This is a genomic window from Rosenbergiella gaditana, from assembly GCF_018494065.1.
Classification (GTDB): domain Bacteria; phylum Pseudomonadota; class Gammaproteobacteria; order Enterobacterales; family Enterobacteriaceae; genus Rosenbergiella; species Rosenbergiella gaditana.
The window spans coordinates 17,569-40,392 of the sequence record NZ_JABBFR010000010.1 but is presented as its reverse complement, the minus strand read 5'-3'; the positions used below and the strand labels follow the sequence as shown (position 1 = coordinate 40,392).

Annotated in this window: 24 protein-coding genes and 4 pseudogenes; 14 read left to right on the top strand and 14 right to left on the bottom strand. The window is 44.5% G+C overall.

What is annotated here, in order from left to right; translation table 11 throughout:
* Positions 1–196 precede the first annotated feature (196 nt).
* Together HH682_RS08795 and HH682_RS08790 are read left to right on the top strand one after the other, a co-directional pair.
* Positions 197–1,081 carry a siderophore-interacting protein gene (locus tag HH682_RS08795; protein WP_214237199.1) on the top strand — a complete coding sequence of 295 codons (885 nt, stop codon included), beginning with the start codon at positions 197–199 and terminating at the stop codon, positions 1,079–1,081.
* Positions 1,082–1,186: 105 nt separating this feature from the next.
* Positions 1,187–1,372: a YqaE/Pmp3 family membrane protein gene (locus HH682_RS08790; RefSeq protein ID WP_048913441.1), complete on the top strand. Its 186-nt coding sequence runs from the start codon at positions 1,187–1,189 to the stop codon at positions 1,370–1,372.
* Between the two features lie 35 nt (positions 1,373–1,407).
* On the opposite strand, the gene HH682_RS08785 is transcribed toward HH682_RS08790, so the two are convergent.
* The 4 genes from HH682_RS08785 to HH682_RS08770 are packed head-to-tail and all read right to left on the bottom strand — an operon-like array spanning position 1,408 to position 4,309.
* Positions 1,408–2,034 carry an NrsF family protein gene (locus HH682_RS08785; RefSeq protein WP_214237198.1) on the bottom strand — a complete coding sequence of 209 codons (627 nt, stop codon included), beginning with the start codon at positions 2,032–2,034 and terminating at the stop codon, positions 1,408–1,410.
* Positions 2,027–2,575 (bottom strand): sigma-70 family RNA polymerase sigma factor, encoded by a 549-nt coding sequence (locus tag HH682_RS08780; protein ID WP_214237197.1) that lies wholly within the window; start codon positions 2,573–2,575, stop codon positions 2,027–2,029. The genes HH682_RS08785 and HH682_RS08780 overlap by 8 nt, the downstream gene beginning before the upstream one ends.
* Positions 2,565–3,785 carry a protein-disulfide reductase DsbD family protein gene (locus HH682_RS08775; RefSeq protein WP_214237274.1) on the bottom strand — a complete coding sequence of 407 codons (1,221 nt, stop codon included), beginning with the start codon at positions 3,783–3,785 and terminating at the stop codon, positions 2,565–2,567. Before HH682_RS08775 ends, HH682_RS08780 begins: the two co-directional genes overlap by 11 nt.
* 11 nt (positions 3,786–3,796) lie before the next feature.
* Entirely contained in the window at positions 3,797–4,309 is a 513-nt protein-coding gene (locus tag HH682_RS08770; protein ID WP_250318637.1) for a peroxiredoxin, read from the bottom strand.
* 498 nt (positions 4,310–4,807) lie between these two features.
* Between HH682_RS08770 and HH682_RS08765 the strand changes: the two genes are divergently transcribed.
* Complete coding sequence (locus tag HH682_RS08765) at positions 4,808–5,122, top strand: hypothetical protein (RefSeq protein ID WP_214237195.1); 315 nt, start codon at positions 4,808–4,810, stop codon at positions 5,120–5,122.
* On the opposite strand, the gene HH682_RS08760 is transcribed toward HH682_RS08765, so the two are convergent.
* A complete protein-coding gene (locus tag HH682_RS08760) occupies positions 5,119–5,937 on the bottom strand; it encodes a DUF4225 domain-containing protein (RefSeq protein WP_214237194.1) in 819 nt (272 codons plus the stop codon). The two genes, HH682_RS08765 and HH682_RS08760, sit on opposite strands and share 4 nt — an antisense overlap.
* Positions 5,938–6,363: 426 nt before the next feature.
* Positions 6,364–6,492 carry a hypothetical protein gene (locus tag HH682_RS15970; protein WP_275957709.1) on the bottom strand — a complete coding sequence of 43 codons (129 nt, stop codon included), beginning with the start codon at positions 6,490–6,492 and terminating at the stop codon, positions 6,364–6,366.
* 127 nt (positions 6,493–6,619) lie between these two features.
* On the opposite strand from HH682_RS15970, the gene HH682_RS16115 reads away from it, so the two are divergent.
* Positions 6,620–6,736: a hypothetical protein gene (locus HH682_RS16115; RefSeq protein ID WP_420826196.1), complete on the top strand. Its 117-nt coding sequence runs from the start codon at positions 6,620–6,622 to the stop codon at positions 6,734–6,736.
* Positions 6,720–7,034, top strand: coding sequence for a type II toxin-antitoxin system RelE family toxin (locus tag HH682_RS08755; RefSeq protein WP_250318634.1), 315 nt, complete (start codon positions 6,720–6,722; stop codon positions 7,032–7,034). Before HH682_RS16115 ends, HH682_RS08755 begins: the two co-directional genes overlap by 17 nt.
* 537 nt (positions 7,035–7,571) lie before the next feature.
* On the opposite strand, the pseudogene HH682_RS08745 reads toward HH682_RS08755, so the two are convergent.
* The 3 genes and pseudogenes from HH682_RS08745 to HH682_RS08735 all read right to left on the bottom strand — a co-directional run.
* Positions 7,572–7,742 (bottom strand): annotated as a pseudogene (locus HH682_RS08745) (transposase); the annotation flags it as partial.
* 41 nt (positions 7,743–7,783) lie between these two features.
* Entirely contained in the window at positions 7,784–8,407 is a 624-nt protein-coding gene (locus HH682_RS08740) for a glutathione S-transferase family protein (RefSeq protein ID WP_214237192.1), read from the bottom strand.
* 360 nt (positions 8,408–8,767) lie between these two features.
* Positions 8,768–9,307: a serine acetyltransferase gene (locus HH682_RS08735; RefSeq protein ID WP_214237191.1), complete on the bottom strand. Its 540-nt coding sequence runs from the start codon at positions 9,305–9,307 to the stop codon at positions 8,768–8,770.
* 267 nt (positions 9,308–9,574) lie between these two features.
* Between HH682_RS08735 and HH682_RS08730 the strand changes: the two genes are divergently transcribed.
* A protein-coding gene (locus HH682_RS08730) for an IS1 family transposase (protein WP_338049325.1) occupies positions 9,575–10,272 on the top strand; the annotation gives its coding sequence in 2 pieces (ribosomal slippage) (positions 9,575–9,827 and positions 9,827–10,272; 699 coding nt in all).
* Between the two features lie 132 nt (positions 10,273–10,404).
* Here the strand turns inward: HH682_RS08730 and HH682_RS08725 are convergent.
* Positions 10,405–12,015: a DNA cytosine methyltransferase gene (locus tag HH682_RS08725; protein ID WP_214237190.1), complete on the bottom strand. Its 1,611-nt coding sequence runs from the start codon at positions 12,013–12,015 to the stop codon at positions 10,405–10,407.
* Between the two features lie 274 nt (positions 12,016–12,289).
* On the opposite strand from HH682_RS08725, the gene HH682_RS08720 reads away from it, so the two are divergent.
* Entirely contained in the window at positions 12,290–13,762 is a 1,473-nt protein-coding gene (locus HH682_RS08720) for an MvaI/BcnI family restriction endonuclease (RefSeq protein WP_214237189.1), read from the top strand.
* 306 nt (positions 13,763–14,068) lie between these two features.
* On the opposite strand, the pseudogene HH682_RS08715 reads toward HH682_RS08720, so the two are convergent.
* Positions 14,069–14,406 (bottom strand): annotated as a pseudogene (locus HH682_RS08715) (transposase); the annotation flags it as partial.
* A gap of 303 nt (positions 14,407–14,709) precedes the next feature.
* Here HH682_RS08715 and HH682_RS08710 point away from each other — a divergent pair.
* From HH682_RS08710 to HH682_RS08700, 3 genes are all read left to right on the top strand, one after another.
* Positions 14,710–16,083 carry an aminotransferase-like domain-containing protein gene (locus tag HH682_RS08710; RefSeq protein WP_214237188.1) on the top strand — a complete coding sequence of 458 codons (1,374 nt, stop codon included), beginning with the start codon at positions 14,710–14,712 and terminating at the stop codon, positions 16,081–16,083.
* A 9-nt stretch (positions 16,084–16,092) separates the two neighbouring features.
* Positions 16,093–16,548 (top strand): YlaC family protein, encoded by a 456-nt coding sequence (locus HH682_RS08705; RefSeq protein WP_214237187.1) that lies wholly within the window; start codon positions 16,093–16,095, stop codon positions 16,546–16,548.
* A 149-nt stretch (positions 16,549–16,697) separates the two neighbouring features.
* Positions 16,698–16,874 (top strand): hypothetical protein, encoded by a 177-nt coding sequence (locus tag HH682_RS08700; protein WP_214237186.1) that lies wholly within the window; start codon positions 16,698–16,700, stop codon positions 16,872–16,874.
* Between the two features lie 206 nt (positions 16,875–17,080).
* On the opposite strand, the gene HH682_RS08695 is transcribed toward HH682_RS08700, so the two are convergent.
* A complete protein-coding gene (locus HH682_RS08695; protein ID WP_214237185.1) occupies positions 17,081–17,437 on the bottom strand; it encodes a nuclear transport factor 2 family protein in 357 nt (118 codons plus the stop codon).
* A gap of 279 nt (positions 17,438–17,716) precedes the next feature.
* Here HH682_RS08695 and HH682_RS08690 point away from each other — a divergent pair.
* Together HH682_RS08690 and HH682_RS15820 are read left to right on the top strand one after the other, a co-directional pair.
* A pseudogene (locus tag HH682_RS08690) lies at positions 17,717–18,300 on the top strand (recombinase family protein).
* An 18-nt stretch (positions 18,301–18,318) separates the two neighbouring features.
* A pseudogene (locus HH682_RS15820) lies at positions 18,319–19,060 on the top strand (DUF4225 domain-containing protein).
* Here the strand turns inward: HH682_RS15820 and HH682_RS08675 are convergent.
* Entirely contained in the window at positions 19,038–19,367 is a 330-nt protein-coding gene (locus tag HH682_RS08675; protein WP_214237183.1) for a hypothetical protein, read from the bottom strand. The pseudogene HH682_RS15820 and the gene HH682_RS08675 sit on opposite strands and share 23 nt — an antisense overlap.
* A gap of 310 nt (positions 19,368–19,677) precedes the next feature.
* On the opposite strand from HH682_RS08675, the gene HH682_RS08670 reads away from it, so the two are divergent.
* Together HH682_RS08670 and HH682_RS08665 are read left to right on the top strand one after the other, a co-directional pair.
* Positions 19,678–20,160, top strand: a complete 483-nt coding sequence (locus HH682_RS08670) for a transposase (protein ID WP_214237182.1) — start codon at positions 19,678–19,680, stop codon at positions 20,158–20,160.
* Between the two features lie 312 nt (positions 20,161–20,472).
* Positions 20,473–21,702, top strand: a complete 1,230-nt coding sequence (locus HH682_RS08665; RefSeq protein WP_214237181.1) for an MFS transporter — start codon at positions 20,473–20,475, stop codon at positions 21,700–21,702.
* Between the two features lie 41 nt (positions 21,703–21,743).
* Here HH682_RS08665 and HH682_RS08660 read toward each other — a convergent pair whose 3' ends face one another.
* Positions 21,744–22,559: an SDR family oxidoreductase gene (locus HH682_RS08660; RefSeq protein WP_214237180.1), complete on the bottom strand. Its 816-nt coding sequence runs from the start codon at positions 22,557–22,559 to the stop codon at positions 21,744–21,746.
* Between the last annotated feature and the right edge of the window lie 265 nt (positions 22,560–22,824).

The following is a 22,824-nucleotide window of genomic DNA, read 5'->3' as shown; positions in this document are numbered from 1 at the left end:
TAGAAAACGCCTTACTACAGAGCTGTTATAATTTATGAGAATCTAAATGATAATGATTAGTATTAACAATAAGGATTATTCCTAAAGACTCTTTTCCTCATGAAAAGACAAGGTCGTGATCGGCTACCCGCTAGCCGGATACTTATTGAATGTGTATGATAATTATTATCATTATTTTTATAGGCGAGTGGTCGGTATGGCGTCAGGTTATAGAGTGGTCGATCTTCAGTTAAAACGTCGAGAAAGGTTAAGTCCATCGCTGCTGCGCTGCGTCTTTACCGGCGAGGATATCGATAAAATTAAACAGGAAGCGCCGGACCAACGTATTAAAATTCTGTTGTCTGAACACCCAACCTGCCAAAAACTCCCCGTGACGGAAGATTGGTATGGGACCTTTTTGGCCATCCCCAAAGCACAGCGTCCAACAATGCGGACTTATACCCTACGTCACCTTGATGTTTCGCAACAAGAGATGTGGGTCGATTTTGTGCTGCACGGAGATACCGGACCGGCCTCACGTTGGGCGCAACGCGCACAAGTCGATAGCCGGTTACAGATAGTGGTCCCCAATGCTGCTGCCTCCACCACCAGTGGTGGATTTGAATGGTTTGAAAATCCCTCTCTGCAAGAGGTATTACTGGTTGCCGACGAAACAGCCTTACCGGCCGCAATGGGGATTTTAGAAAACCTTGCGCGTCGACCCAACCCTCCGCAGGTTCAAGCTTTTTTACATGTGCCGTTAACGGCGGACATTCAACCGATTCATTACGATTTTGCTAAAATATATTGGAGTAGTACTGAGCGTGATGGCAATACGAAAGAAGCCTTATTACACGCGGTACAATCACGGTTAACGCTCCCTGACTATGCTTGCAGCGCTGACCAATCGTTAGAGGAAAAAAGCCTTAGCGAAGATATTTTATGGGAGCGAGCAGAGCCTTGCGAACGCTTTCGTACTTGGGTCGCCGCCGAGTCGAGTGTGGTAAGAACCTTGCGCCGCTATCTGATACAGGAACGGATGCTCACCCGTGAAACCGCGACCTTTATGGCCTATTGGTCTCAGGGGAAAGTGACAGGTTAAACGCGAGGTTAAGATATCCTCGTTGAGAAAATTAGGATAATGACACTTAGAGCTTGGTCTTTTTCTCGTCTACACTGAAGTGAAGGAATGATAACAGGAGAGATCATGAGACTACTTATTGCGCTACTTTTACCTTGGCTGACTTTCTTCACCATTGGTCGGCCAATTGCCGGAATTATTTGCTTAATTTTACAACTGACACTAATTGGTTGGCTACCCGCCACCATCTGGGCAGTCTATGCCTTAAGCCAATACAATACCGATAAAAAAATTCAACGCTCAATGCGTTAACCCTAATAGGGGCAAGCACTCGGCCTGCCCCGCTTCTATTTTAATCGCGCAAGACGTCCAATAATCATTGTCACGCCAATAATTGTCGTCACTGCGGCACAATGCATGGCGAAATCCATCCGGTCTTGTTGCACGGGATGACAGAGTGACAACAGGCAGACTGACCAAGCCGCAACGCTGATCCCTGCCATCAGTAGACTCTTCTGGCTGTGCAACCCACCGCTCTGTCGTAACATCCATAATAATGTGATGACCATCGGCATACTCACCACCATCAAAAAGAGATAGCAAAAGGTGCCGTGGTCATGAGCAGCTGCGCTTGGGTGAGCAGGAATACTCATAATATTGAGCAGTAGCCATAACCCGCCGCCTAAAATAAACCGAACGACGGGAATAGTGTGCCGTCCGGGAATCAGTAACGTTAGCGCATTCCATGCTGCCGCAATCCCTAGCGTTAATGCTAGGGCTAATTGTAACAAGGCCATCCCCGCACCGGGTTGATTCCAGTCGGTTAGCCCGCGATGAACAAAAACGCTGCACACAATCGCCAAGGGCAGAGCCACCGCAATCCATTTTAGAATACGGATCCCAGTCGGTGCTAAAGCTTTTACTGGCCGAATATCGCTAGCAAGTTGCTTAATTAATTGCTGATGATCACTCATGTTTCGCTCCGATACGTCGTAAATTGATCAACGCTCGATGTAATAGAGACTTCACGGCTGAGAGGGATAATTGATGGTGCGAAGCCGCTTCTGCTAAACTTTTTTCGTTAAGATGGACGAATTCAACCATCTCTCTTTGGCGCGCCGGCAACTGTTGCAAGTAATGTCCTAACAGTTGCTGGTCAGGGAGAGCATTACCCTCGACCGCACTTAATTCGTCACCATATTCATCTTCCATTACCTCATAGCGACGATAGCCCTGACGTCGCAGCGCATCAATACACCGCGCACGGATGATGGCCTGCAACCAAGGCATAAAGGGATAATGACTATCATAGGTATGGCGGACGCGATGCAGCGTCAGTAAGACGTCTTGGATCACATCATCGACGCCGCCGCGATCATAAATCTGCTTACAGACTTGCGAGCGGATCACTGGCAGCAAGGCCCCCAACAACCGTTCATAAGCCTGTTGGGAGCCACGTTGAGCCTGTACCATCAGTGACGGCCACTGCTGCTTATCGCTGTCGTTAAGCGCCATTAGCCGCTTTCTGTAAGGCTTGTGTCACAATTGTCGGGGTCAACACTTGCGGGAGTACCACTGGCTTACCGCCATCCGCTGGATAAACTAAATACATCGGCAATCCTCCTTGCCCAAACTCGGCTAACGCATCCTCGACATCGGGGTTAAATTTGGTCGAATCCGCCACCATATAGTGAGTGCCGGTCGCGATAATCGCTTGTTTTACCGCCGTGGTCGATAACGTTGTGCGCTGATTGACCTGACAGGTGATACACCAAGATGCCGTAAAATCGACAAAAATCGGTTTTCCCTTGCCACGTAACTGCGCCACGGTATGCGCAGACCACGTTTCTTCACTTACCGATGCCGCGGCTGATACTTGGCTCTGCTTAGGCGTTATCCCCACAACCGGCGCAATCACCGCCACCAACAGCAGCAGGGTGATCACCGCTAAGCCACGGTAAGAACGTGACATCATGCGCCGACGTTGGACAATACCATACAGCCAAGCGGTAAAACCAAACAGTACGGAAACCGCCAATAACATTCCAAGAGATTGGCTATCTGTCTGTTGGGAGAAAACCCATATCAGCCACGCATAAGCCCCCAGCATCGGGAAAGCCAGACCATGCTTTAAGGTCTGCATCCAGGCACCTGGTTTTGGCAACCACCGAGAAAGTGTGGGAAAGAAACAGATCAATGAAAAAGGCGCAGCAAACCCTAAGGCTAAGGAGAAAAAGACCCACAGCGCAACAAAAGGCGGTTGAACCAACGCATAACCTATCGCACTGGCCATAAAGGGTGCAGCGCAGGGTGTTGCTACAATAATGGCTAATGCGCCAGTAAGCGCCGAGCGCGCGAAAATTCCTCGAGACGTTTGTACCGCGCCAACATTTTGGACAGCAAGACCCACTTCAAACAGACCCAGTAAATTGAGTGCTGCCGCCAGCATGACCAAGGCTAACAGGGCAATCACTAACGGAGACTGAAGTTGAAACCCCCACCCCACCGCCGCGCCACCGGCGCGAGCCGCCAACAAGATGCCCGCCAGTAACAACATGGTCACCACAACACCGACCAAAAAACCCATACCTTCACGTCTGGCGTGGCCAGAATCGGCTTGATGGTTGATAAGGCCAAGCGCTTTTAATGAGATCACCGGAAAAACGCAGGGCATTAGATTAAGGATAATGCCGCCTAAAAAGGCGGCGAATAGCGCAGTTAGCATCATGTCACCACTTAGTGTGCTGCACGATAGTGTTTAACCGCATCAAGCGCTTTTTGAATATGCTGATCAGGGTTTCTATCCGTGTAACTCATTAAAATTTTACCTTCAGGCGAGATAACATAAGAGGTTCGCTCCGACATCGCCTTCCCTTTCACTTGTACAGCGGTTTGATATTGCGCGGCGACTTTTGCGCCTGGATCCGCAGCCACTGCAAATTTATCGCGACACTCTAGTTTGGAGAACTGACTAATTTGGTCGGTATTACCTGCCGTCACGCCGATAACCGTCGCACCCAATTGGGTAAAGTTATCGGTGGCTTCCGCAAACTCATGAGCCTCTAACGTACAGCCCGCAGTGAAGGCCGCAGGGAAGAAATAGAGCACTACAGGGCCTTTTTTAAGCGCCTGTTGAAGAGAGAAATCGAGAGGTTTACCACCCAGTGCTGCATGCAGTTGGAACTGTGGAGCCGTAGCACCAACCGGTAAAGCCGCTTGTGCCGTAAAGCTCGAGGCCGCGAAAGCCATCCCCACGCCAGCGATAATCTGGGTAATACGACGTTTGATCATAGTCATCTCCATACTCCTGTATAATTAGTGTAATAAGTTTAGTTAAACTTACTTAGCAATTCGCTCTAAAGAGTAAAAAGTTGCGCGGGCGGTAAAAAATTTTTGATTATTTTCCCCACAGGCGCATGGCCGGTAGTCTTTTGTCGGCTTCACTATCAAATCACGTTTAGATCAGCCCCTACTCAGTTGGATGCATAACGATTCATCGGCTCAGAATTCATCTACGCCATTATGAGCGGTTTTCTGGGGGCAAGACGTATGATTGCTCTGAGGGCGTTTGAGCGGTGTGCGTAATGATACATTATGGTAAATAATGGAGTTTCTTTGTAGATCTTTAATGGGGGTGAAGGTCAAGTATGCAAAGGACCATGTTGTGATGCTTCTGCTTTTCCATGGGTTTTTGTGTATTCTTGCTGATGAAAGGTATCTATATTTAAGGATGGAAGGAGGGTTGCTATGAAAGTAAGTGAAACAGCATTGCTGGAGTCGGGATTTAGTCATGATGAACTTCAAAAAATCAAAAATAACGTGGAAAATTATGGCGGAACTCTTGAGGAAGCTATAAATGATCTCGCCCGCCGATTCAGGTCATGGCTCTGGGTCACTGGTGTATGTATTGTTTTTTTTCTATTACTGGTTGCTTTTAGTTCCCCAATCAAAGTAATAGCAGGCGGGCTGGCCATTGTCTTCGCTATTACTATTATTTCGTTTATGCAGCCCCTATTGATTTCATACAAATCATGGCGTTACATAAAATTGACTAGGTGTTAATTATTACCATTATCTGTCGTCAGAAGGTCGAAAATCACTTTTGCTTTCACACCGTAACCAACAATCTTAATTGTTAATTTGGGGCGGCTCATCGTCTCGACTTTGCGATAATAGTCACTCGGCATCCATCTGAATAATCTCCATGCTCCCGGTTTTCGTACAAGACCGAAAATACTGTAAACACTGGCACCAAGAGTGACCCCGTTATAAAGAGCCTGGCCTGTTTTCGGACTGAACCCCATAAACTGGGCTGTCTGCATCACTGAATCAGCAATAATCCCTTTTGAAGAACCATGACCAGTTGGTTTTGATAAATTGATTACTTCTTTAGATACACCGTTAATTCCGTCAACCACTAAGGTCGCGCCGGCTAATACTCCTATAGGTCCCATTGTGGATATCATCATAAACCCCCCAACGATCGTCACGCCTGACAACACTATGTTCACAGCAGAAATTACATACCCCACAATTTTGTTATTTTCCCGAACGAACTCCACTTTTGCGTAAATTTTCGCCGCTTTAGTACGGAGCATACGCCCCTGTTCTTCAAGACTTTCGGTCTCTGCCCTGAGATTTTTTACGCAGGCCATGCACTCTTCATCAGACTTTGCGCGTCTGGAGGCTGCAAACTGCTGATCAATAACATCTTTTATTTCCTGAACAAATTTCATTCTGGTGAAACTGTCTCTGAGATGGGAAGCTGACAGCATATTAGCTGTATTGATAAGCTTTCTGGCCTCAAGGTTTATCATTGTTTCTGCCCAGTTCTTATTCCTGCCTGAGCTCATTATATCAAGTAATGCAGTATCCATTTCTTTCCCTGTATGTTATATCGCCGATAATACTCATCAAGTTAAAACTTACATCGATAAAAAGGCTAAATACAGTATTAGTTATTTTTTTAGCACTGTTCCTCGCTTGATCAACCCTAAAACCCACGCTTGGTTTGTTAAATTTTAGCGTTTACTCGTAAGTGGTGTTTAGATGAATGATTCACACGACAACAAATTGGCGATTTACTGAAAGGTAAATCTATTGAAGCTAACAAGCGTAGTTAGGATGCGTATAAAGTCCGCCCCCGTTACGCCCCAGAATCGTTCCTAGAGCGTTTGGCGGTGCGCGTAAAGCTTCTTTAACGTAACGATGTTATAGCGCCAAGGAAGGGCGCAACAGAACTTTTATGGTAAATCTGACCGAGCTGCAGACATAAAAAAGCCCCGAAGGGCTTTACTGATAACTTACTTTTCTGAAGATTTACTGGGTTTCAACTTGTCAGTGTTTCCAGGCGTTTTCTTATTATCGCGTTGGCGTTGATCAGGTTGTCCCGTCGATTCGGCAATTCGTTTTGGTCCAGGTTTAAGAGCCATGATAGATATCCTTCAACATGTTAAGAAGAAAACTCTATAACTGTATATATCGGCAGTTATAGGTAATCAAGAGGGATAGACAGGGAGGACTAAGACGTTCTATGCGCGCGAAGCGATACTGGCGCATTTGGATGATCTTGAAGACTATTATCTTTCGGCAGAAACTGCTGCACGTATTCGCAGTGGTGATGAGGTTGTACATTCGTCTGAAGACGTGAGGAAATCACTTGGTTTGGACGATTAACTATTCCGACCGGGCGCTCAAATCGTTACGTAAAATGGACAAGCAAACAGCACGCCGGATTTTAGATTTTATGGATTTACGCATCGCTGTCGCAGAAGATCCTCGCCAGTCACGGAAACCGCTAAAAGGTGAGCTGGGTGAATTCTGGCGTTATCGGGTGGGTGACTATCGAATTTTGTGTGAGATCCGGGATAACCAGCTGGTCATTCTTGCTGACGATTGGTCATCGACGCGAAGTTTACGATTAAAGCCCGCTGCGCGAGCTTTTTTATTAAGAGGAGTTTTATGGAATGGTTAATTGGTGGGTTTTTTGTGCTTGTTATTCTCAGTGCGATTTTTAAACCAAGTCGCTGTGATGTTTGTGGTACAAGCTTTAAGAAGAAATATTACACCTGGACTATCGAAGGCCAAAAGCAGCACTTGTGCCCTAATTGCAACAGCAAAATGAGCAGAAGGGTCAGCAACCAACGATTCGATGAAAGGTTTGGGCGGTAGCCGATTCTGATGCGAGAAAGATGGGTTTATATTTAATTTTATTAAAACCTACCCCATTTAACATAATGGTCAATTTTGCGATGTTGGTGACTTTGTCAGGAAAAGAACTTTATAGACTTCCGGTTATCCAGGCTGTTGTCGAGAAACGCTCACGCGGCAGTAATACAGCCTCTCAGCTTCAACTGACTGAATGTCAGGTGCAGCCACTGATGAACCGCTTTCGTGTTTCAGGTGACGATGGTTTGTCTCACGCCATACGAGCAAAATCAGGCACTACTTGGAGTTTCCCCTGCTAAAACGGCTTCACGATACTCGCGGGAGGATTTCATGTTCAGCCCCTTACTCGATGCGCTATTTCACCCCAGGTTAGCGTTTTGAAACTAACATTGACCGACTTTGCCCGCTTGCCGACACTGGTGTAATCCGGACTGCGCAATGGAACTCCCAGCAGGGTAAAAATAGGATCAATAAAGCCCTGCGCGGCCCGCAGGGTCAGCCGGAATACGCGTTTAGGCTAAGGTCAAGTCATCCTGATCCATAGAGATAAAACCCCTAGGCCAGAGTATGTCCGTGTGGGCAGGCCGCTGCCAAGGTCAGTTGTGCGAGTGCTTCATGCAGGAATTCCCAGCCCAGTAACTGCTGTTGGTACTCCCCTGCTTTGCCCTGCAACCTGACACCGTAATGGTTTAAGCGGCAGGCCAATACCGCATAGAAGGCATCGACGGCAGTGGGTTTATCGCCCAGATAAAAAGGGCCTTCAGCGCAGCAGAAAAGGGTCTTTACTCGCCCTATTTCAGCGGCTTGTGCCGGAGAAAACGTGGATTGTTGGCTGACTGCCGCCGTTGTAAAGGGCATTGCTTGACGTAGTGCGGTAAAACCCGAGTGCATTTCGGCGCACAGGCTTCGGCATAATGCCCGTTTTCCACGTTCGGTCGGATAAAGTCCACCTGCGCTAAGCTCATTAAGGTACTCAGTTATCGCCAAAGAGTCATGGATACGTAATTCGCCATCATCTAAGAAAGGGACCAAACCTGTCGCGCAAAGAGACTGCAGTTCGCTTTTACAGGTAGGGCAAGATAAATTAAACACACGAAGATCGGCTTGGATAGCAGTTATTTTCAATCCGATCATGGCCCGTAAAGACCATGTTGAGTCTATACCTACTGACAACTGCATAGCGTGCGTCCCTTTAATTCAATAATAGTTAAGCTACTCTACACATTATCCAGTTTTTAAACACTCGCGCAGCGAATCAGATCCAAATAGAGCTTAGGGCTTACGTACCTCAAACAGGCGTTGATGAGGGGCGTAAAACGAATGCGGGGATAATCGGCATACAAGTCACGCAGCGGCTCTACTCCCAGTAGTATTTGCTGAGAACGCCTAACCCGCTGATGGCTTATCATGATTAAGAGCATGCTGTGGTGAGGACATGAGTAAGTTTTGCCCAAACATGCCCGATTCGCGGGGGCTGTATAGGATCGGCATTTGATACCAAACGCTGGTATCGACCGTTTATCCGCTAGCCTTTATTTTTTAAATCTTAGGTCGAATACTGTAGTGGTTAATGCTGTAATAGGTGCTGTTAGCGGGAATATCGTGATTAACGAAAGCACCCGCGCCGATGGTCACATTATCACCGATCACAATATGTTCTGAAATAATGCAGCTGTTCGCACCGATATTCACATTATTACCAATAGTGATTGTATTGCTGTTGTCTGATTTTAAGCCAATCGTTGTATTTTGCCGTAGGGTGAAATTTTCGCCTATTTTGCAACGTCGAGAAATCACAATCCCAGCATGATGTCCAATGGTCAGGCCGGCTCCTATCATCGCACCGAGCTCAATCTCCGTATTATATTTAAAAAATAAATTACGGTTAATCCGCTTAGCCAGTTTCTGCCCATAACGGCCCTTGCTTAAATAAAGAAAATTCGCCAATCGCCACCAGAAGACAAACCGCTTCTTCGGTTTTTTATAAGCAGAATGGACAGCCTTTACCCAAGAAAATGGTTTCTTATTATGGCCTATCACCTCTATGTGTAAGCAATTTTTCAGCTCTTCCATAGTCATATTGAGTTACATCCATTAGGCCAAGGTTAACGAATTCATTACTATATAGCGATTATATTATTAGTTACAGTTTTGGATTTTTTTTTATGCAACAGGCGGTATTTCATGATGAAGTAAGCGGCTTAAGGGCAAAAACGATCACGCTTATCGTGGATAATGACATTATCTATATACTCAGCGCTGGCTAAATAAGATCCAAAGTTCGGGTAATGATGCCAATTTCTTGATTTAGTGTATAGTGTATAATGGTGTTTTTGAGGTGCGTCTGTGGCTTCCATCACCGTGCGCTGTCCCTCCTGCTCCGTGACTGAAGGTATTGTCTGTAACGGCAAAAGTACTGCTGACCATCAGCGTTATCTCTGCAAACAGTGTCGTAAGACATGGCAACTCACTTTCACCTACACCGCATCCAAGCCCGGTACATACCAGAAAATCATCGATATGGCGATGAATGGTGTGGGATGTCGTGCCAGCGCTCGCATTATCGGCATTGGTTTGAACACCATTTTACGGCATTTTAAAAACTCAGGCCCCGTTCAGTTACGTCTAGGATACATCCAGATATCGATGTGATTGTCTGCGCAGAAATGGATGAACAGTGGGGATACGTTGGGTCTAAGTCGCGTCAGCGCTGGTTGTTCTATGCCTATGACAAGATACGCAGGTGTGTTGTGGCTCATGTCTTTGGTGAACGGACGATAACAACCTTGGAGCGTCTTCTGAATCTGCTGTCGTCCTCTGAGGTAGTTGTATGGATGACGGATGGATGCCCGCTGTATGAATCACGGTTGAAGGGTAAGTTTCACGTTATCAATAAGCGCTATACACAAAGAATCGAACGACATAATCTGAATCTCAGGCAACATCTGGCAAGGCTGGGACGGAAATCACTGTCATTCTCAAAGTCGGTGGAGTTGCATGATAAGGTCATCGGGTACTACCTCATGATAAAACACTATCAATAAATTAGAGTCATTACCCAGTTAACAGTGTTTACACGCATACTCAGGTCCAATTATGTGCCATAAAATTGTGCATAACGGCTTAAGAACTCTAATCTGCTATGCCTCAATTAATGGGGAGTGGGCAGTAACACCCTAAGCGGTCACATTTAATCTCATAAGTAATCCAGTAATTACCTTTCCTATTGCTAAGCCTAGCAACGGTGGCACAGCATTTCCCACCTGAGTATATTGAGGAACTTCAAATTTACGCATCTGCCCACCAGTAGTCACTTTTGAGCGAAACACGAAATTATCAGGAAATGACTGAATTCTTGCCATTTCTCTAACCGTAAGAACCCTCAATTCATTTTTATCATAATGACATGCATCATCAGGTATCGATAAAGCAGCCGGAGCAGGCTGATTAGGATCTAACGCTTTTTGTGAATGCTTCTTAGTTGGGTGATGTCGTAAATATTCAATAAAACTGTCTTTGGTTTCAAAACATTCAATCTTGTTGTTATCTTTTAAAAATTCATAGCCCTTTATTTGTTTCCAGACAGTATCTGATAGTGAGTAAGAATCACCTTTTAAGATATCGAATATTTCTTTCCTTACCCTTGTACTTTGGCTTTGTTGTACAACTTGGTATAAACGGAATCTACGCTGAACATGATAACCATTACTCCTAAGATCGTGGTTACTTAGCTTGTCATGCTCTAACAATACGGTTGAGAATGTTTTATTCAAGCTTTCAACAAATTTCGATGATTTTGTCGGATATGTTTGTTTTAAATCATCTAAAGCTTCTTTGACTGATACAAGGTCATGACCAACAAAATGGTGAAGAAATGAGCCTTCAAATAACGAAATATTCTTCACTGGGTCATAACATTCAAGTGTTCCCATCACTACTTTATCTGGGTTATTTTGAACAATTTTATAGAATTCCTCTGATGAAGAAAGTAATTGATAATCAAAACTCTCACTGTTAAACGAGCTTTTGATATCTTCAAATATATCAGAGCGTATTGCTATCATTATAAAACGAGGTCTGTTCTGTGGGACGCCTGTAAACCTAGCATTAACATGTAAGCATAATGGAATATATTTTTTTTCAGCAAAAGCTTTTGCGACCTCAAACCAAGCATAAAATGGTTTTCCCTCACCGTCTTTGAAGGCTCTTAAGATCCCAGTTACATTTTCTAAAACAGCAATTTTAGGTTGCACATACTCAACAAAATTAGCAAACTCCCAAGGAAGCATATTTTTATCACTATCTTTTTCCCGTAATCCGGCCATACTAAAACCTTGGCACGGAGGGCCTCCAGAAACAAGATCAACACCACCACCTGAAAATCCTGATACTAACGCTTGGCGCAGTTCTTCCTTTCTTTCTATAAGTTTGTTCAACTCAATAATATTTCCTATTAATAAATTACCTTTCAGTTTTTTAATATTTTTAGGAATATCAGTAATACTGTTTTTATCTGCATATTCAGGGTATTCAAAAGGATTTTCTCTTAGTCGAGGTAATAACTTCTCATGCTTGCTACTAATCCAAAATGAATGTTTAGTATTTTTATCTTTTTTAGCAAGATCTTGGTAATCTTCATTAAAAAAGTTATATGAAAATGTTTCTGCCGCCATAGGCGATAACTCATTAGCCAATAATAATTCAAACCCTGCTTTTTCAAGACCTAGAGAAAGCCCACCACACCCAGAGAATAGCTCTATGTGATTGAATTTATTTTCTTTTTTCATGGCTATATAAATATACAGTATTGTTGATGATTGACAGATTCTAAAGGAATTATTTAGAAATGTCCAGGCCTAAATTTCAATTTCATTGACATAGTTTCTATTAAATTATAGAGTCCATTTACGGCTTAGAGAGAAGCCTTCAGCCCAAGCAAGCAAAGACTTTCGAGTCCTCTCTGTAATTTTTAAGTTTCAATATCTATGCATCACTTATTCATGGGCAGTAAGAAATGGTGCATGTATTTGTTTATGAAACTAAATTACAGAGAGGCTATACATGTCACAACACCCACGTATTACTACTTCACAGTTCGAAAAGCTTAAAAAACAAGCAAAAGAAATCAAGAAAGAAAAAAATATATCCCATACTGAAGCACTTGAGACTGTTGCTAGGCTTAATTGTTTTGGTAATTGGAAAGCTGTAGTTAAAGCCCGTGATAATGATGCTAGCATCAAAACACCTATACCTAATGTATCCCAGAATTTTATTGATGACTCCGATGTTGTTTTAGATGATAGTGACCAAAAATTACTTCAGCAGGAGCGGACTGAGGATATTGACGAAGCAATAAAATTACGAGTCAACAATAATAGAAAAGCCCTTACACAATTAGCTATCGAATTCTCTATTTTTGAACCAACTAAAACAGGATTAAAGAAAAGTATATTAGATGCAACTCAAGTTGTAAGGACTCACTTTGAAATAACAAACTTTCATCACTATGAATTGCAAGGTCAAGGAGCGAATGAATATGGTATAAAGAAAGCAGCCTTTTTTCTCACATCTGAAAAGCAGATACCAACCACTATTAGTTTATATCGCCCTACAACTAAAAGAGGTGATCCCAGAATGTGGTTCTCCGGCCTCGCAAATTTCACTTTCGCTGGAGCACAAATCGCAATCGTTATTCATAATGACTGCGCCTATCTAATAGACTTGAGTTCAATAAATCTGACCTTAGAACTAGAATCTGAAACAAGTCAGCTAAGGAAATTCGTTGATAGCTACTTAAGCGAAAATAATTCTATTGCTAATGAATTACTCAACAAGCTAAAAGAATTAGCAAAAACACCAATAAAAGCGACGCATGTTGGTGATACCGCAGTAGGTATGTCTATTGAAGATGCATTAGGTATTCAAGCAAACTCAAGTAAGTTACCAGACTATAAAGGTATTGAAATAAAGTCTGGGCGTAATGCAGAAAAAAATAGAACAACAATTTTCGCTCAAGTTGCTGAATGGGAAATAAGCCCTTATAAGAAAAGTGCTGAGATTTTGGATAAATTTGGCTACTTCAGAAACGATGATTTTAAGCTCTATTGTACCATTGGCACACGAAAACCTAACAGCCAAGGATTAGTATTCAAGGTTGAAGAGGATGTTTTACAGGAGTGGTATGCTGAGTGTAAGGATGAAAAAAATATATTTAAAGAGCACGTAGCAAGTTGGAGTGGTAAACTACTTCGCAAGCGATTGAAAGAAAAGCATTCTGAAACATTTTGGATTGAAGCTAAAAGTCAATTTATTGATGGCATTGAATATTTTCAGCTCATTTCTGTTACTCATACAAAAGCCCCCCTCTTGAACCAATTAATGCCTTTGCTTGAAAACGGCAGTATTACGATGGACCATTTAATTAAGCGCTCAGCAAAAAATGGTAGAGTCTCGGAAAAAGGACCATTGTTTAAAATAAACTCAAGAGATCTGATGTTAATATTCCCTGAGCCTATTAAACACAATCTAGTATAAATATCTTTATATGAATATTATTTAATTTAAATAATAAGAAAAAATAGCTTAAATGATGGATTAAAAGAACAAATTTAGTCCATCATTGTCATGAAAAATAATTGTAATGCTCTAATAAAGGCTTAGAGGTTTATATCGGCTTTGTTGAATAAATCATTTTCGGACGAGCACCTCTGTAGCGGGGCGGATTTTCAGGCAATACGCACGCTTTCTGGCATACCCGCCTTCGTCATTTTATTCAGCGCTCGCACCATCGCCATAGCCTCCGCAACCTGACCAGCGTAGTCACGTAGGGTCAGTGAACCCCCGAACAACTGCTTTATAATCTGGACAACGCAACGGAACGTTCATTAGGGCAAAAATGGAATCAATGAAACCATGTGTGGCTCTCAGGGTAAGCCGGAATACGCGTTTAATCACCAGAACGGTAGTGATGGCAAGGTCAGAATAGCGCTGGGGTCTGCCGCGTGCTGAAGGTGTGGATGTGTCATACCACGACTTAATCGCCTCGTCATCGAGCCAGAAAGTGAGGGAGCCACGGTTGATTAGGGCTTTATTATAGGTGTGCCAGTTGGTGATTTTGAATTTCTGCTTTGCCACGAGACCGTCTGCGTTGTCAGGGAGTGTGTGATCTGATCCTTCAACTCAGCAAAAGTTCGATTTATTCAACAAAGCCACTATGTATTGTAATGTCATTCACCATATTGAACACACGACCCAATTTTCTATATCAATAACTGTAGATCAAGCAATTCAATTACTCTAATCAGAGTAAAAAATATTGGTTAAAAAGTATTTCAATATTAATGTGATATCAAAATTAGAATTATAATAAAATTCATAAAAATCAGTAAATAATGGTTTTTATATTGTTATTAAATTTTAACGTTTGCGAAAAAAAAGAGATAAAATTAAAATTTACTTCACTAGTTGATGAGGTCGTTGGTATGTTCACTCAATTAAAATCCCAATTAACGCTTCTTCGCCCAAGTGAGCAACCTGATTATATTTTACGCTTTATAATTTCACAGGTTGAACAAGGGCAGCTCTCCGCTGGGGATAAGCTTCCCTCTGTACGTGAATTATCTTCTCAGCTAAACATAAACTATGCCACAGTCCAAAAAGCCTATCATCAATGTAAATTAGCAGGCGTTATCTCTTCGCGACCAGGAAAAGGCAGTCATATTTGCCAACGCGGAATCGTCGAAGCACTACAGAGTCGCCACGACTTAACCACCATGAACTCTCCATTGAGCGAGCACTCTAAAGAATTATCGCTGCAATTAAAGCAGCAAGCCATTTCTTCGATCTATGACTATGATTTTCGAACTATTTTTCGCTACCAGTCGACGCTCGATAATAGTGATATTCGCCAAACCGGCCTTGATTGGTTAGGAAAAAAGATCCTACAACCGACAGTGAATCGTATTCTTCCTTGTGCCGGAATTCATGAAGGATTGTTAGCGCTGTTTATTTTGTACCAGAAAAAAGGGGCTATCGCGCTGCCCCACTATTTCTATTCAGGTTTGAAGTCGATCATACAGCTGATGGCCACCCCCTATGTCACCATTCCTTGTGATGAAGAGGGCCCGTTACCCGATGCATTGGCGAGGTTGTGTGAGCAGAATAAGGTCAGCGCCCTATATATCAATCCCAATATTAATAACCCGACCACCGTCACGCTTTCCATCAATCGTCGTCTTGCTTTAGCCGAGGTCGTTAAACGTTATGGCCTGCATATCATCGAAGACGATGCTTATGGTGACCTCGCCAGTCAGGGGATAGCGACCTTTAGCCAGATCCTGCCAACCCATACGTGGTATTTAAATGGACTATCGAAAAGCTTTGCCCCCGGAATGAGAATGGCTTGGATCTATGGCCCCTCAGAAGTCGATACTCATCAACTGTGTCAGGTAATGAGTGCGTTAAAAGTGAGTGATAACCCTCTGACTCACCAGATCGTGAATAAGTGGGTTAAGTCTGGCGTTGCCCAGCGCACGGCAGAAGAAACCCTCAAAACGATACGTGTGCGAGTGAAATTATTTCGCCGACTATTCCCCGAAGATCGCTACCAAATTTCTGACGATGGCTTTCACGTCTGGTTTAGTTTGGGTAAGAAAAATGCTTATGAAATTGCTTTCCTACTGCAACAAGCGGGTATTTCGGCAACCCCTTCAGATGAATTTAGTTTTGAAAAAACAGCCGAGAGCTTTTTACGTATCAGCTTAAGCGGCTACGACTCTCTCGCCTCGTTAGAGTTAGCACTTAAAAAATTTAGCGATGTGTTGAACACCCTCTATTTAAAGCAGACCCAAGTATAAGGTGACGATATGAGCACAGTACAAGAGATCCTACAACGCGAACTCACACGCATTAATCTCGAAGAAAAACGCGACGATAAGCTCATTTTCGACCCGCGATTTGTTTTCGAGAAAAAAGGGCTTTACGCCATTATGCTCGGGATGTTTATCCTGACTTTAGGCCTGCTGATCTATTCGGATATTTTTAGTCGTCTTGATGTGTGGATATGTGTCGCTATTTTTATCTTGTTAAATGGATTTTTCTTTTTTCATATCACACCCTCCTATCATCTCGATGATATTGACAAAATTGCGTGGAAAAATTGCTATACCGGTGAATGGTATCGAGAGGTACCGGTGAGATCCGCCGTTATCGATCAGATCCTTAATTCAGATCGGGTTTCTGATCAAAGCAAGAATGAGATCCATCGTTTACAAGCGCTGGGAGCGGAAATATTCTTCCGTGACTTGGCGAAAATGCACTAAGTCTTACTATTCAGCCTTGGGCTGATAACCTGTCTTGTCACACTTCTTGTATTTGGTTACGTCGACAGTGATTACTTTTAAATCGCTAATCACTGTTTGACAATCCGCTCGCTTAAGCTTAGTGCCTTAACTCTCTTGGAGACCACACCATGAAAATCTCTTACTCTGCACTACTGCTTATGCTGCTCTCATTGGCTTCTGCCGCTCACCCTGCACCCCCACGCCTTGAACCCTCTCCTCCACACCAATATCAACCCCAGGGTGCGGATACGGCTGAATCACCTGATGAATTTATGCGACCGCCGCTTCGCGAGTTACGGCGGTAAGATCTTTTAATACCGGGGCTGATATAAGTCCCCGGTATTAATTCTGTTGCCGGTGATATTGCAGATTCTATTCGAAGTGATTACTGATTCTATCCTGTAGTGGTACCGTTAATTGCTGATCAGCGAAGCCAGTATACAAGCATGAAATATCAACAACGTCTCTGGCGTTACAGCTCTTATTTAACATAAGCCCATCGATAACGAAACTAGGCACCACATCCTGCTGGCGTTCCTTGGTGAAAAACCAAAGTCCACAGTCCCTCCTCCGAACACAGCCAGCATGAGGAACGTAACGCAGGACGGCTGCCGTCAGCATAAGAAGTCCTGTAGTGAAGCATGATACAACCTCGCGCCATTTCAGTGAGCCGGAAATCGCTGCTGATAATAGGTGATGCTGTTTTCTCGCTTAACAGCGACGTGATCGTCTCTGAACGTTCAACCATTACGCCTGACCGGGTGATTTCGCGGAATTCAGGGTGGAGAAGCCGCTCCAGCCACTCCCGATCGTTGCGCTTTTCGCCGTGAAGGCTGCACTCAAGTAACCTGAGATTTTCCAGAAGCATTCTGCTTATCCTCATGTGATCCTACCGGACACTCTCTTTCTTTTAACATAAGAGTGCTTACGCGCAACGCTCTTGTTAAAGCAAGATTAAAATGTCACCCATTCCTCCAAAGTTGAAATGTCACTTCCAGGCCAATCTATTCATCTCCGAACAGCACATTCAGTATCAAATATTATGATATTTGATACCCGTCAAAACCGGAGCGGAAACAGGTATCAGAAATCGCAATTTATACATGATGATACCATCACGTATCAAAAACGATTTGTGAGACTTAAAGTGGCGTTACTGGGCTATGCCAGGGTATCAACCAGTCATCAGAAACTGACGATCCAGGTGGCTGAACTTAAAAATGCCGGTGTGCGTGAGGACCGGATATTCACCGACATGATTAGCGGGGCAACCGATGAACGTGAAGGACTGCAGCGGCTGTTCGGGCGGGCAGAGAAAGATGACATCATCATCTGCACAAAAATGGACCGGCTCAGCCGCAACACCGCCGACATGATCCATATCGTGGATGCCTGCTATAAAAAGGGGATTGCCATTCGCTTCCTGGAAAATGGTCTCAGCACGGAAGGCACGATGGGGAAAATGGTTATCCAGATACTGGCCGCCGTGGCGGAGGCTGAGCGGGAACGCATCCTTGAACGGACCAATGACGGGCGGACAGCTGCGATGGCTTCCGGAGTTAGGTTCGGCAGAAACCTCATCCGGCTACAGCTTCGGCTCTTGCGCTGATTAGGCAGGGAGTTTCATTTAAGGCCATATCGGAGAAAACAGGCATATCGAGACCGACATATTTCCGGCTGAAACGACGGTTGTTTACAGCTGATAATAAAGGGGTATTATCGGCGATGTAATATACAGGGAGAACAAAAATGGATGCTGCATTACTTGATATGATGCGCTCAGGCAGGAATAAAAACTGGGCAGAAACAATGGTTAATCTTGGGGCCAGAAAGCTGATCAACACAGCGAATACGCTGTCTGCTTTCCATCTCAGAGACGGTCTAACCCGGATGAATTTTGTCCAGGAAATAAAAGATGTTGTTGAGCAGCAGTTTGCAGCAGCATGACGCGCAAAGTCTGATGAAGAATGCATGGCCTGTGTAAAAAACCTCAGGGCAGAGACCGAAAATCTTGAAGAGCAGGGGCGAATGCTGCACACAAAAGCGGCGAAAATTTACGCTAAAGTGGAGTTTATCCGGGAAAATAACAAAATTGTGGGGTATGTGATTTCTGCTGTAAATGTGGTTTTGTCCGGCGTTGAAATAGCTGTTGGCCTAACCCTAATAGGTTCTATGACGCCTTTGGGGGTTCTGGCTGGTGCAGTTCTGGTTACTGATGGTGCGAACGGCATAAGCAAAATTTATGGGGTTCAGCCGTAATAGCGGGATGGGGATCTATAAATCAGTCTCGCTTGTTGCTAATGCATATAGCATATTCGGTCTGTTCAGGCGCCCTGGAACATGGCGTTTATTTCGATATTTGCCCACTGATTATTACCGGAAAGTCAGCACCATGAGCCGTCCAAAGCTCACAATGAAAATTGTCGGTTATGGTGTTAAAGCTAAGGTCATATTTGACCTTATGTCTGTTACTGACGCGGTTCAGAATTAGTCGTTAATCTGCGATAGCGCCATGACTTGTATGCCAGCTTCGCTGGCGTTAAATACCATATAAAAGGTAATACAATCGTAAGCGTTGCCGCGAGCGTGATGCTGGTATCTATAGATGCCAGCATCAGCGTGAGAGTAAGTATGGTAAAAGCAGCGATAGTAATCCACTTTGAAGCGTTAAAGCGGTTAGCAAGATCATGAGTTACGGAATCCAGCGATCCGCCATAATTAGCAATATTGTTTTTCAGTTTTTGTATATCTGCATGACTAAACCCTGACTTAAGTAGCGCAACATCACTCACTTTCATAGCGTTCCACCTTCCATCCTTAAAATGTAGATACCTCTCAGCAGCAAGTGTACACAAAAATCCTGGACAAAGCTGGATCATCACAACCATTAGGCGGTTAATTTTTTTATAACTAAAACAGAAAGTTATCTCCTTATCGTGGTTTTTTACACGATTGGACCTCAAACCCCTGAAATAGTTACAGATGGACAGTCCGCGCTCAATGGCGAAAGTGTCGATAGAGCTACGTGCTCGTGATGCATCCTGCCCTCAGTGTCAGGATAGTTGTCACCCTTTCTGAAAAATCAATCTTAGGGTGATGGCGTGATAAATGAAACGAATTTCCCCTGAACGTAAAGAGAATGTGCTGGCAAAGCTGCTACCGCCTTACAATATGACCGTGGCGGACGTTGCACAGAGGGAAGGAATTTCCGAAGCGACTCTGTATAACTGGCGTAATCAGGCTAAATTAGAGGGAAAACCCGTGCCCGGAGCAGACAAAAACAGTGAACAATGGCCCGTAGAGGCGCGCTTTGCTGCAATAGTTGAAACGGCTACGCTCAGCGAAGCGGACATCGCAGAATACTGCCGTAAAAAAGGACTTTATCCAGCGCAACTCTCTCAATGGAAACAGGTATTTTTACAGACCTCTGCCTCGGGTGATAAAGCCGCCCTAAAGCAGAGTCAGAAGCGGATCAAACAGCTGGTAAAGGAGCTGATACGTAAGGAAAAAGCCCTTGCGGAGGCAGCTGCGATACGGGTGTTGCGAAAAAAGCTCAGGGATTATTACGGGGAAACGCACGGGGACGACTGACTTCATTCATATATGCGGTGACATTTAAGTTTGATAGAAAACGAAGGATTCTGACAATTGGAAGATAGCCAATACTTGATAATTTTCAACGTATCCTACCTCTTACTCGGTCAGCTATAGGGACGTTCATCTTGAGTCGATTATTCAACACAGCCATGCTGCCTTGTAAAAAACATCAAACGATAATGTCACTACACAGTAGAATAGGTGCCTGATTCGTTGTTCATTATGCAGAAATATCCTATTAAATTTGGTTTTTCGGCTGAATTAATAACAAAATAGCCATATCACTCATCCAATAGCTATTCACTTATGCCAAATAAAAAACAGATTACCCCTCTAAAAGCGATGATCGCCGCTATTAGCGGTTATGCGATGGATGGTTTTGATTTACTGATATTGGGCTTTATGCTGCCCGTGATCAGTCAACACCTCGCCCTCAGTCCCGAGCAAGGGGGAGCCTTAGTGACTTGGACCTTAATGGGTGCGGTGATAGGCGGGATAGTGTTCGGATTTCTCAGTGACCGTTATGGCCGTGTCAAAATGTTGACGATGACCATCTTAATGTTTGCCGTCTTCACAGGTCTCTGTGCAGTGGCACAAGGCTATTGGGATTTACTGACGTATCGTACTCTAGCAGGCGTCGGGCTTGGCGGAGAATTCGGTATTGGTATGGCTCTTATCGCCGAGACTTGGCCAGCGCACCAACGTAACCGTGCCTCAGCCTGGGTCGCTATTGGCTGGCAACTGGGCGTGCTATTAGCCGCGATCATCACTCCTTTTTTACTCCCCATGGTTGGCTGGCGAGGGATTTTTTTAATCGGCTTATTACCGGCATTATTCTCGTTTTTCCTACGCCATGGCTTGGATGAACCGACGGCTTATCGTCAGGTTCAACAGCAGAAACGCCTACTTGGACTGGGGAAAAGCCTCGCCATGTTGTGTCGCGATCGTGCAACAACGAAAGCCAGCCTCGGTATTTTTATCCTCTGCTCAGTACAAAATTTTGGCTATTACGGACTGATGATCTGGATGCCGACTTATCTTTCTCAACAGTTCGGTTTTTCGTTAACCAAATCAGGACTCTGGACTGCCGTGACGGTTCTCGGCATGATGTTGGGTATTGGCCTGTTTGGCTTTTTGGCCGATCGTTTCGCCCGTTGGAAAATCTTTATCCTTTATCAACTGGGCGCGCTGGCAATGGTAATCCTCTATGCGCAGCTACAAGACCCGATGGGCATGCTAATTGCAGGCGCGGTGATGGGGATGTTTGTGAATGGAATGGTCGGCGGCTATGGAGCATTAATCTCTGATACCTATCCAACCGAGATCCGCGCGGTCGCACAAAATGTCCTGTTTAACCTTGGCCGTGGCGTTGGTGGCTTTGGCCCTCTGGTCATGGGATTGATCGCCAGCCATGGCTCATTTATCCTTGCGATTAGTTTACTGGCGATACTCTACTTGCTGGATGTGATGGCGACGCTATTCCTCCTGCCTAAGCAACACCCCGCTACCGAAGATCGGTTAGGGGCTATCGGTTAGTCAATTCCTCGCCTAACCCCAGTCGGCTAGGCGAGTGACGATTAAGGATATTTAATCGAGGCGGTGACACCGCCATCAATCAAGATATCGCTACCGCTGATATAGGTCCCTTTCGGTCTAAAGAGAAATTCCGCGAGATCGCCAATTTCATCGGGTGTACCACCACGGCCTGCCGGTGAATTGGCTAACATATTACGGTAGTATTCCCCTCGCTCGGCACTGGTTAATTCATCGTAGGCTAAAGGGGTATAGATGATACCGGCGCTAATACAGTTAATCCGCGCACCGCGTTTTCCCCATTTTACGGCTTCAGCAATCACGCGCTGTGCATTACCGCGTTTCGCTATCTGGTAAGCGTAGAGACTATCATCAATCGCTTTTATCCACGGCAGTTCGAGCAGCGCTTCCGGTGATAATAAGGCCAACTCATCCATCGCTTTTTGTGAGAGGGCATCCACGGCTAATCGATGGCTGGATTGCGAACCAATCACTACCCCTGAGCCACCGGCGGTAATCACCTTACCGAAAGCTTCAAAGACCACTGCCGTGCCATACAGATCAACGCGCAGTAAAGGTTGGCCGGCGGACTGAGAGGGGGATAATCCTGCCGTATGAATGACCCCTTTTACCTCACCCAGTGCTGTCGCCGTCGCCACTAACGCGTCAATGGAAGCACGGCAAGCCACATCGACATGAGTGGTACTCACATCAAACCCCGATTTCTTCAGTGTCTCTTCGACAGCCTGAGCCGTTTCCAGTTTGATATCGGCTAAAAGAATTTTTTTCGCCACACTGACTCGACGCGCAATGGCTTGGGCAATAGCGCCACTGCCAATAACAACGATAACGTCTGACATAGATTTACCTCGCTAATCGCCTATCGTGAGTCAATGATGACAACAATAGGCAAAACAGACTGGAAGTCGACTAACGAATGACGTTATCAATGCAATTCATTAATCAGCGGTAAGTTCATCGTGATCAGTCACCAATAATTTATCGCGCCACTGGCTAGCAGAACGTAAAAAAATCTTATAAATTACTTAAGTGATAAAGAACCGAGTAGATATAACAATAAAGAATAATAAGACGCACCACTGAGAAAGTAAGCACTTCCTCAGT

Coding starts and splice junctions, on each gene's coding strand:
- HH682_RS08740 (WP_214237192.1), bottom strand. CDS start 8,407: ATGCAGTTGTCAGTAGGTATAGACTCAACATGGTCTTTACGGGCCATG.
- HH682_RS08660 (WP_214237180.1), bottom strand. CDS start 22,559: ATGTCAGACGTTATCGTTGTTATTGGCAGTGGCGCTATTGCCCAAGCC.
- HH682_RS08670 (WP_214237182.1), top strand. CDS start 19,678: ATGAAACGAATTTCCCCTGAACGTAAAGAGAATGTGCTGGCAAAGCTG.
- HH682_RS08785 (WP_214237198.1), bottom strand. CDS start 2,034: ATGAGTGATCATCAGCAATTAATTAAGCAACTTGCTAGCGATATTCGG.
- HH682_RS08720 (WP_214237189.1), top strand. CDS start 12,290: ATGTCACAACACCCACGTATTACTACTTCACAGTTCGAAAAGCTTAAA.
- HH682_RS08770 (WP_250318637.1), bottom strand. CDS start 4,309: ATGGCTTTCGCGGCCTCGAGCTTTACGGCACAAGCGGCTTTACCGGTT.
- HH682_RS15970 (WP_275957709.1), bottom strand. CDS start 6,492: ATGGCTCTTAAACCTGGACCAAAACGAATTGCCGAATCGACGGGACAA.
- HH682_RS08780 (WP_214237197.1), bottom strand. CDS start 2,575: ATGGCGCTTAACGACAGCGATAAGCAGCAGTGGCCGTCACTGATGGTA.
- HH682_RS08705 (WP_214237187.1), top strand. CDS start 16,093: ATGAGCACAGTACAAGAGATCCTACAACGCGAACTCACACGCATTAAT.
- HH682_RS08795 (WP_214237199.1), top strand. CDS start 197: ATGGCGTCAGGTTATAGAGTGGTCGATCTTCAGTTAAAACGTCGAGAA.
- HH682_RS08775 (WP_214237274.1), bottom strand. CDS start 3,785: ATGCTAACTGCGCTATTCGCCGCCTTTTTAGGCGGCATTATCCTTAAT.
- HH682_RS08695 (WP_214237185.1), bottom strand. CDS start 17,437: ATGCTTCTGGAAAATCTCAGGTTACTTGAGTGCAGCCTTCACGGCGAA.
- HH682_RS08735 (WP_214237191.1), bottom strand. CDS start 9,307: ATGACTATGGAAGAGCTGAAAAATTGCTTACACATAGAGGTGATAGGC.
- HH682_RS08665 (WP_214237181.1), top strand. CDS start 20,473: ATGCCAAATAAAAAACAGATTACCCCTCTAAAAGCGATGATCGCCGCT.
- HH682_RS08700 (WP_214237186.1), top strand. CDS start 16,698: ATGAAAATCTCTTACTCTGCACTACTGCTTATGCTGCTCTCATTGGCT.
- HH682_RS08675 (WP_214237183.1), bottom strand. CDS start 19,367: ATGAAAGTGAGTGATGTTGCGCTACTTAAGTCAGGGTTTAGTCATGCA.
- HH682_RS08765 (WP_214237195.1), top strand. CDS start 4,808: ATGAAAGTAAGTGAAACAGCATTGCTGGAGTCGGGATTTAGTCATGAT.
- HH682_RS08790 (WP_048913441.1), top strand. CDS start 1,187: ATGAGACTACTTATTGCGCTACTTTTACCTTGGCTGACTTTCTTCACC.
- HH682_RS08760 (WP_214237194.1), bottom strand. CDS start 5,937: ATGGATACTGCATTACTTGATATAATGAGCTCAGGCAGGAATAAGAAC.
- HH682_RS08725 (WP_214237190.1), bottom strand. CDS start 12,015: ATGAAAAAAGAAAATAAATTCAATCACATAGAGCTATTCTCTGGGTGT.
- HH682_RS08710 (WP_214237188.1), top strand. CDS start 14,710: ATGTTCACTCAATTAAAATCCCAATTAACGCTTCTTCGCCCAAGTGAG.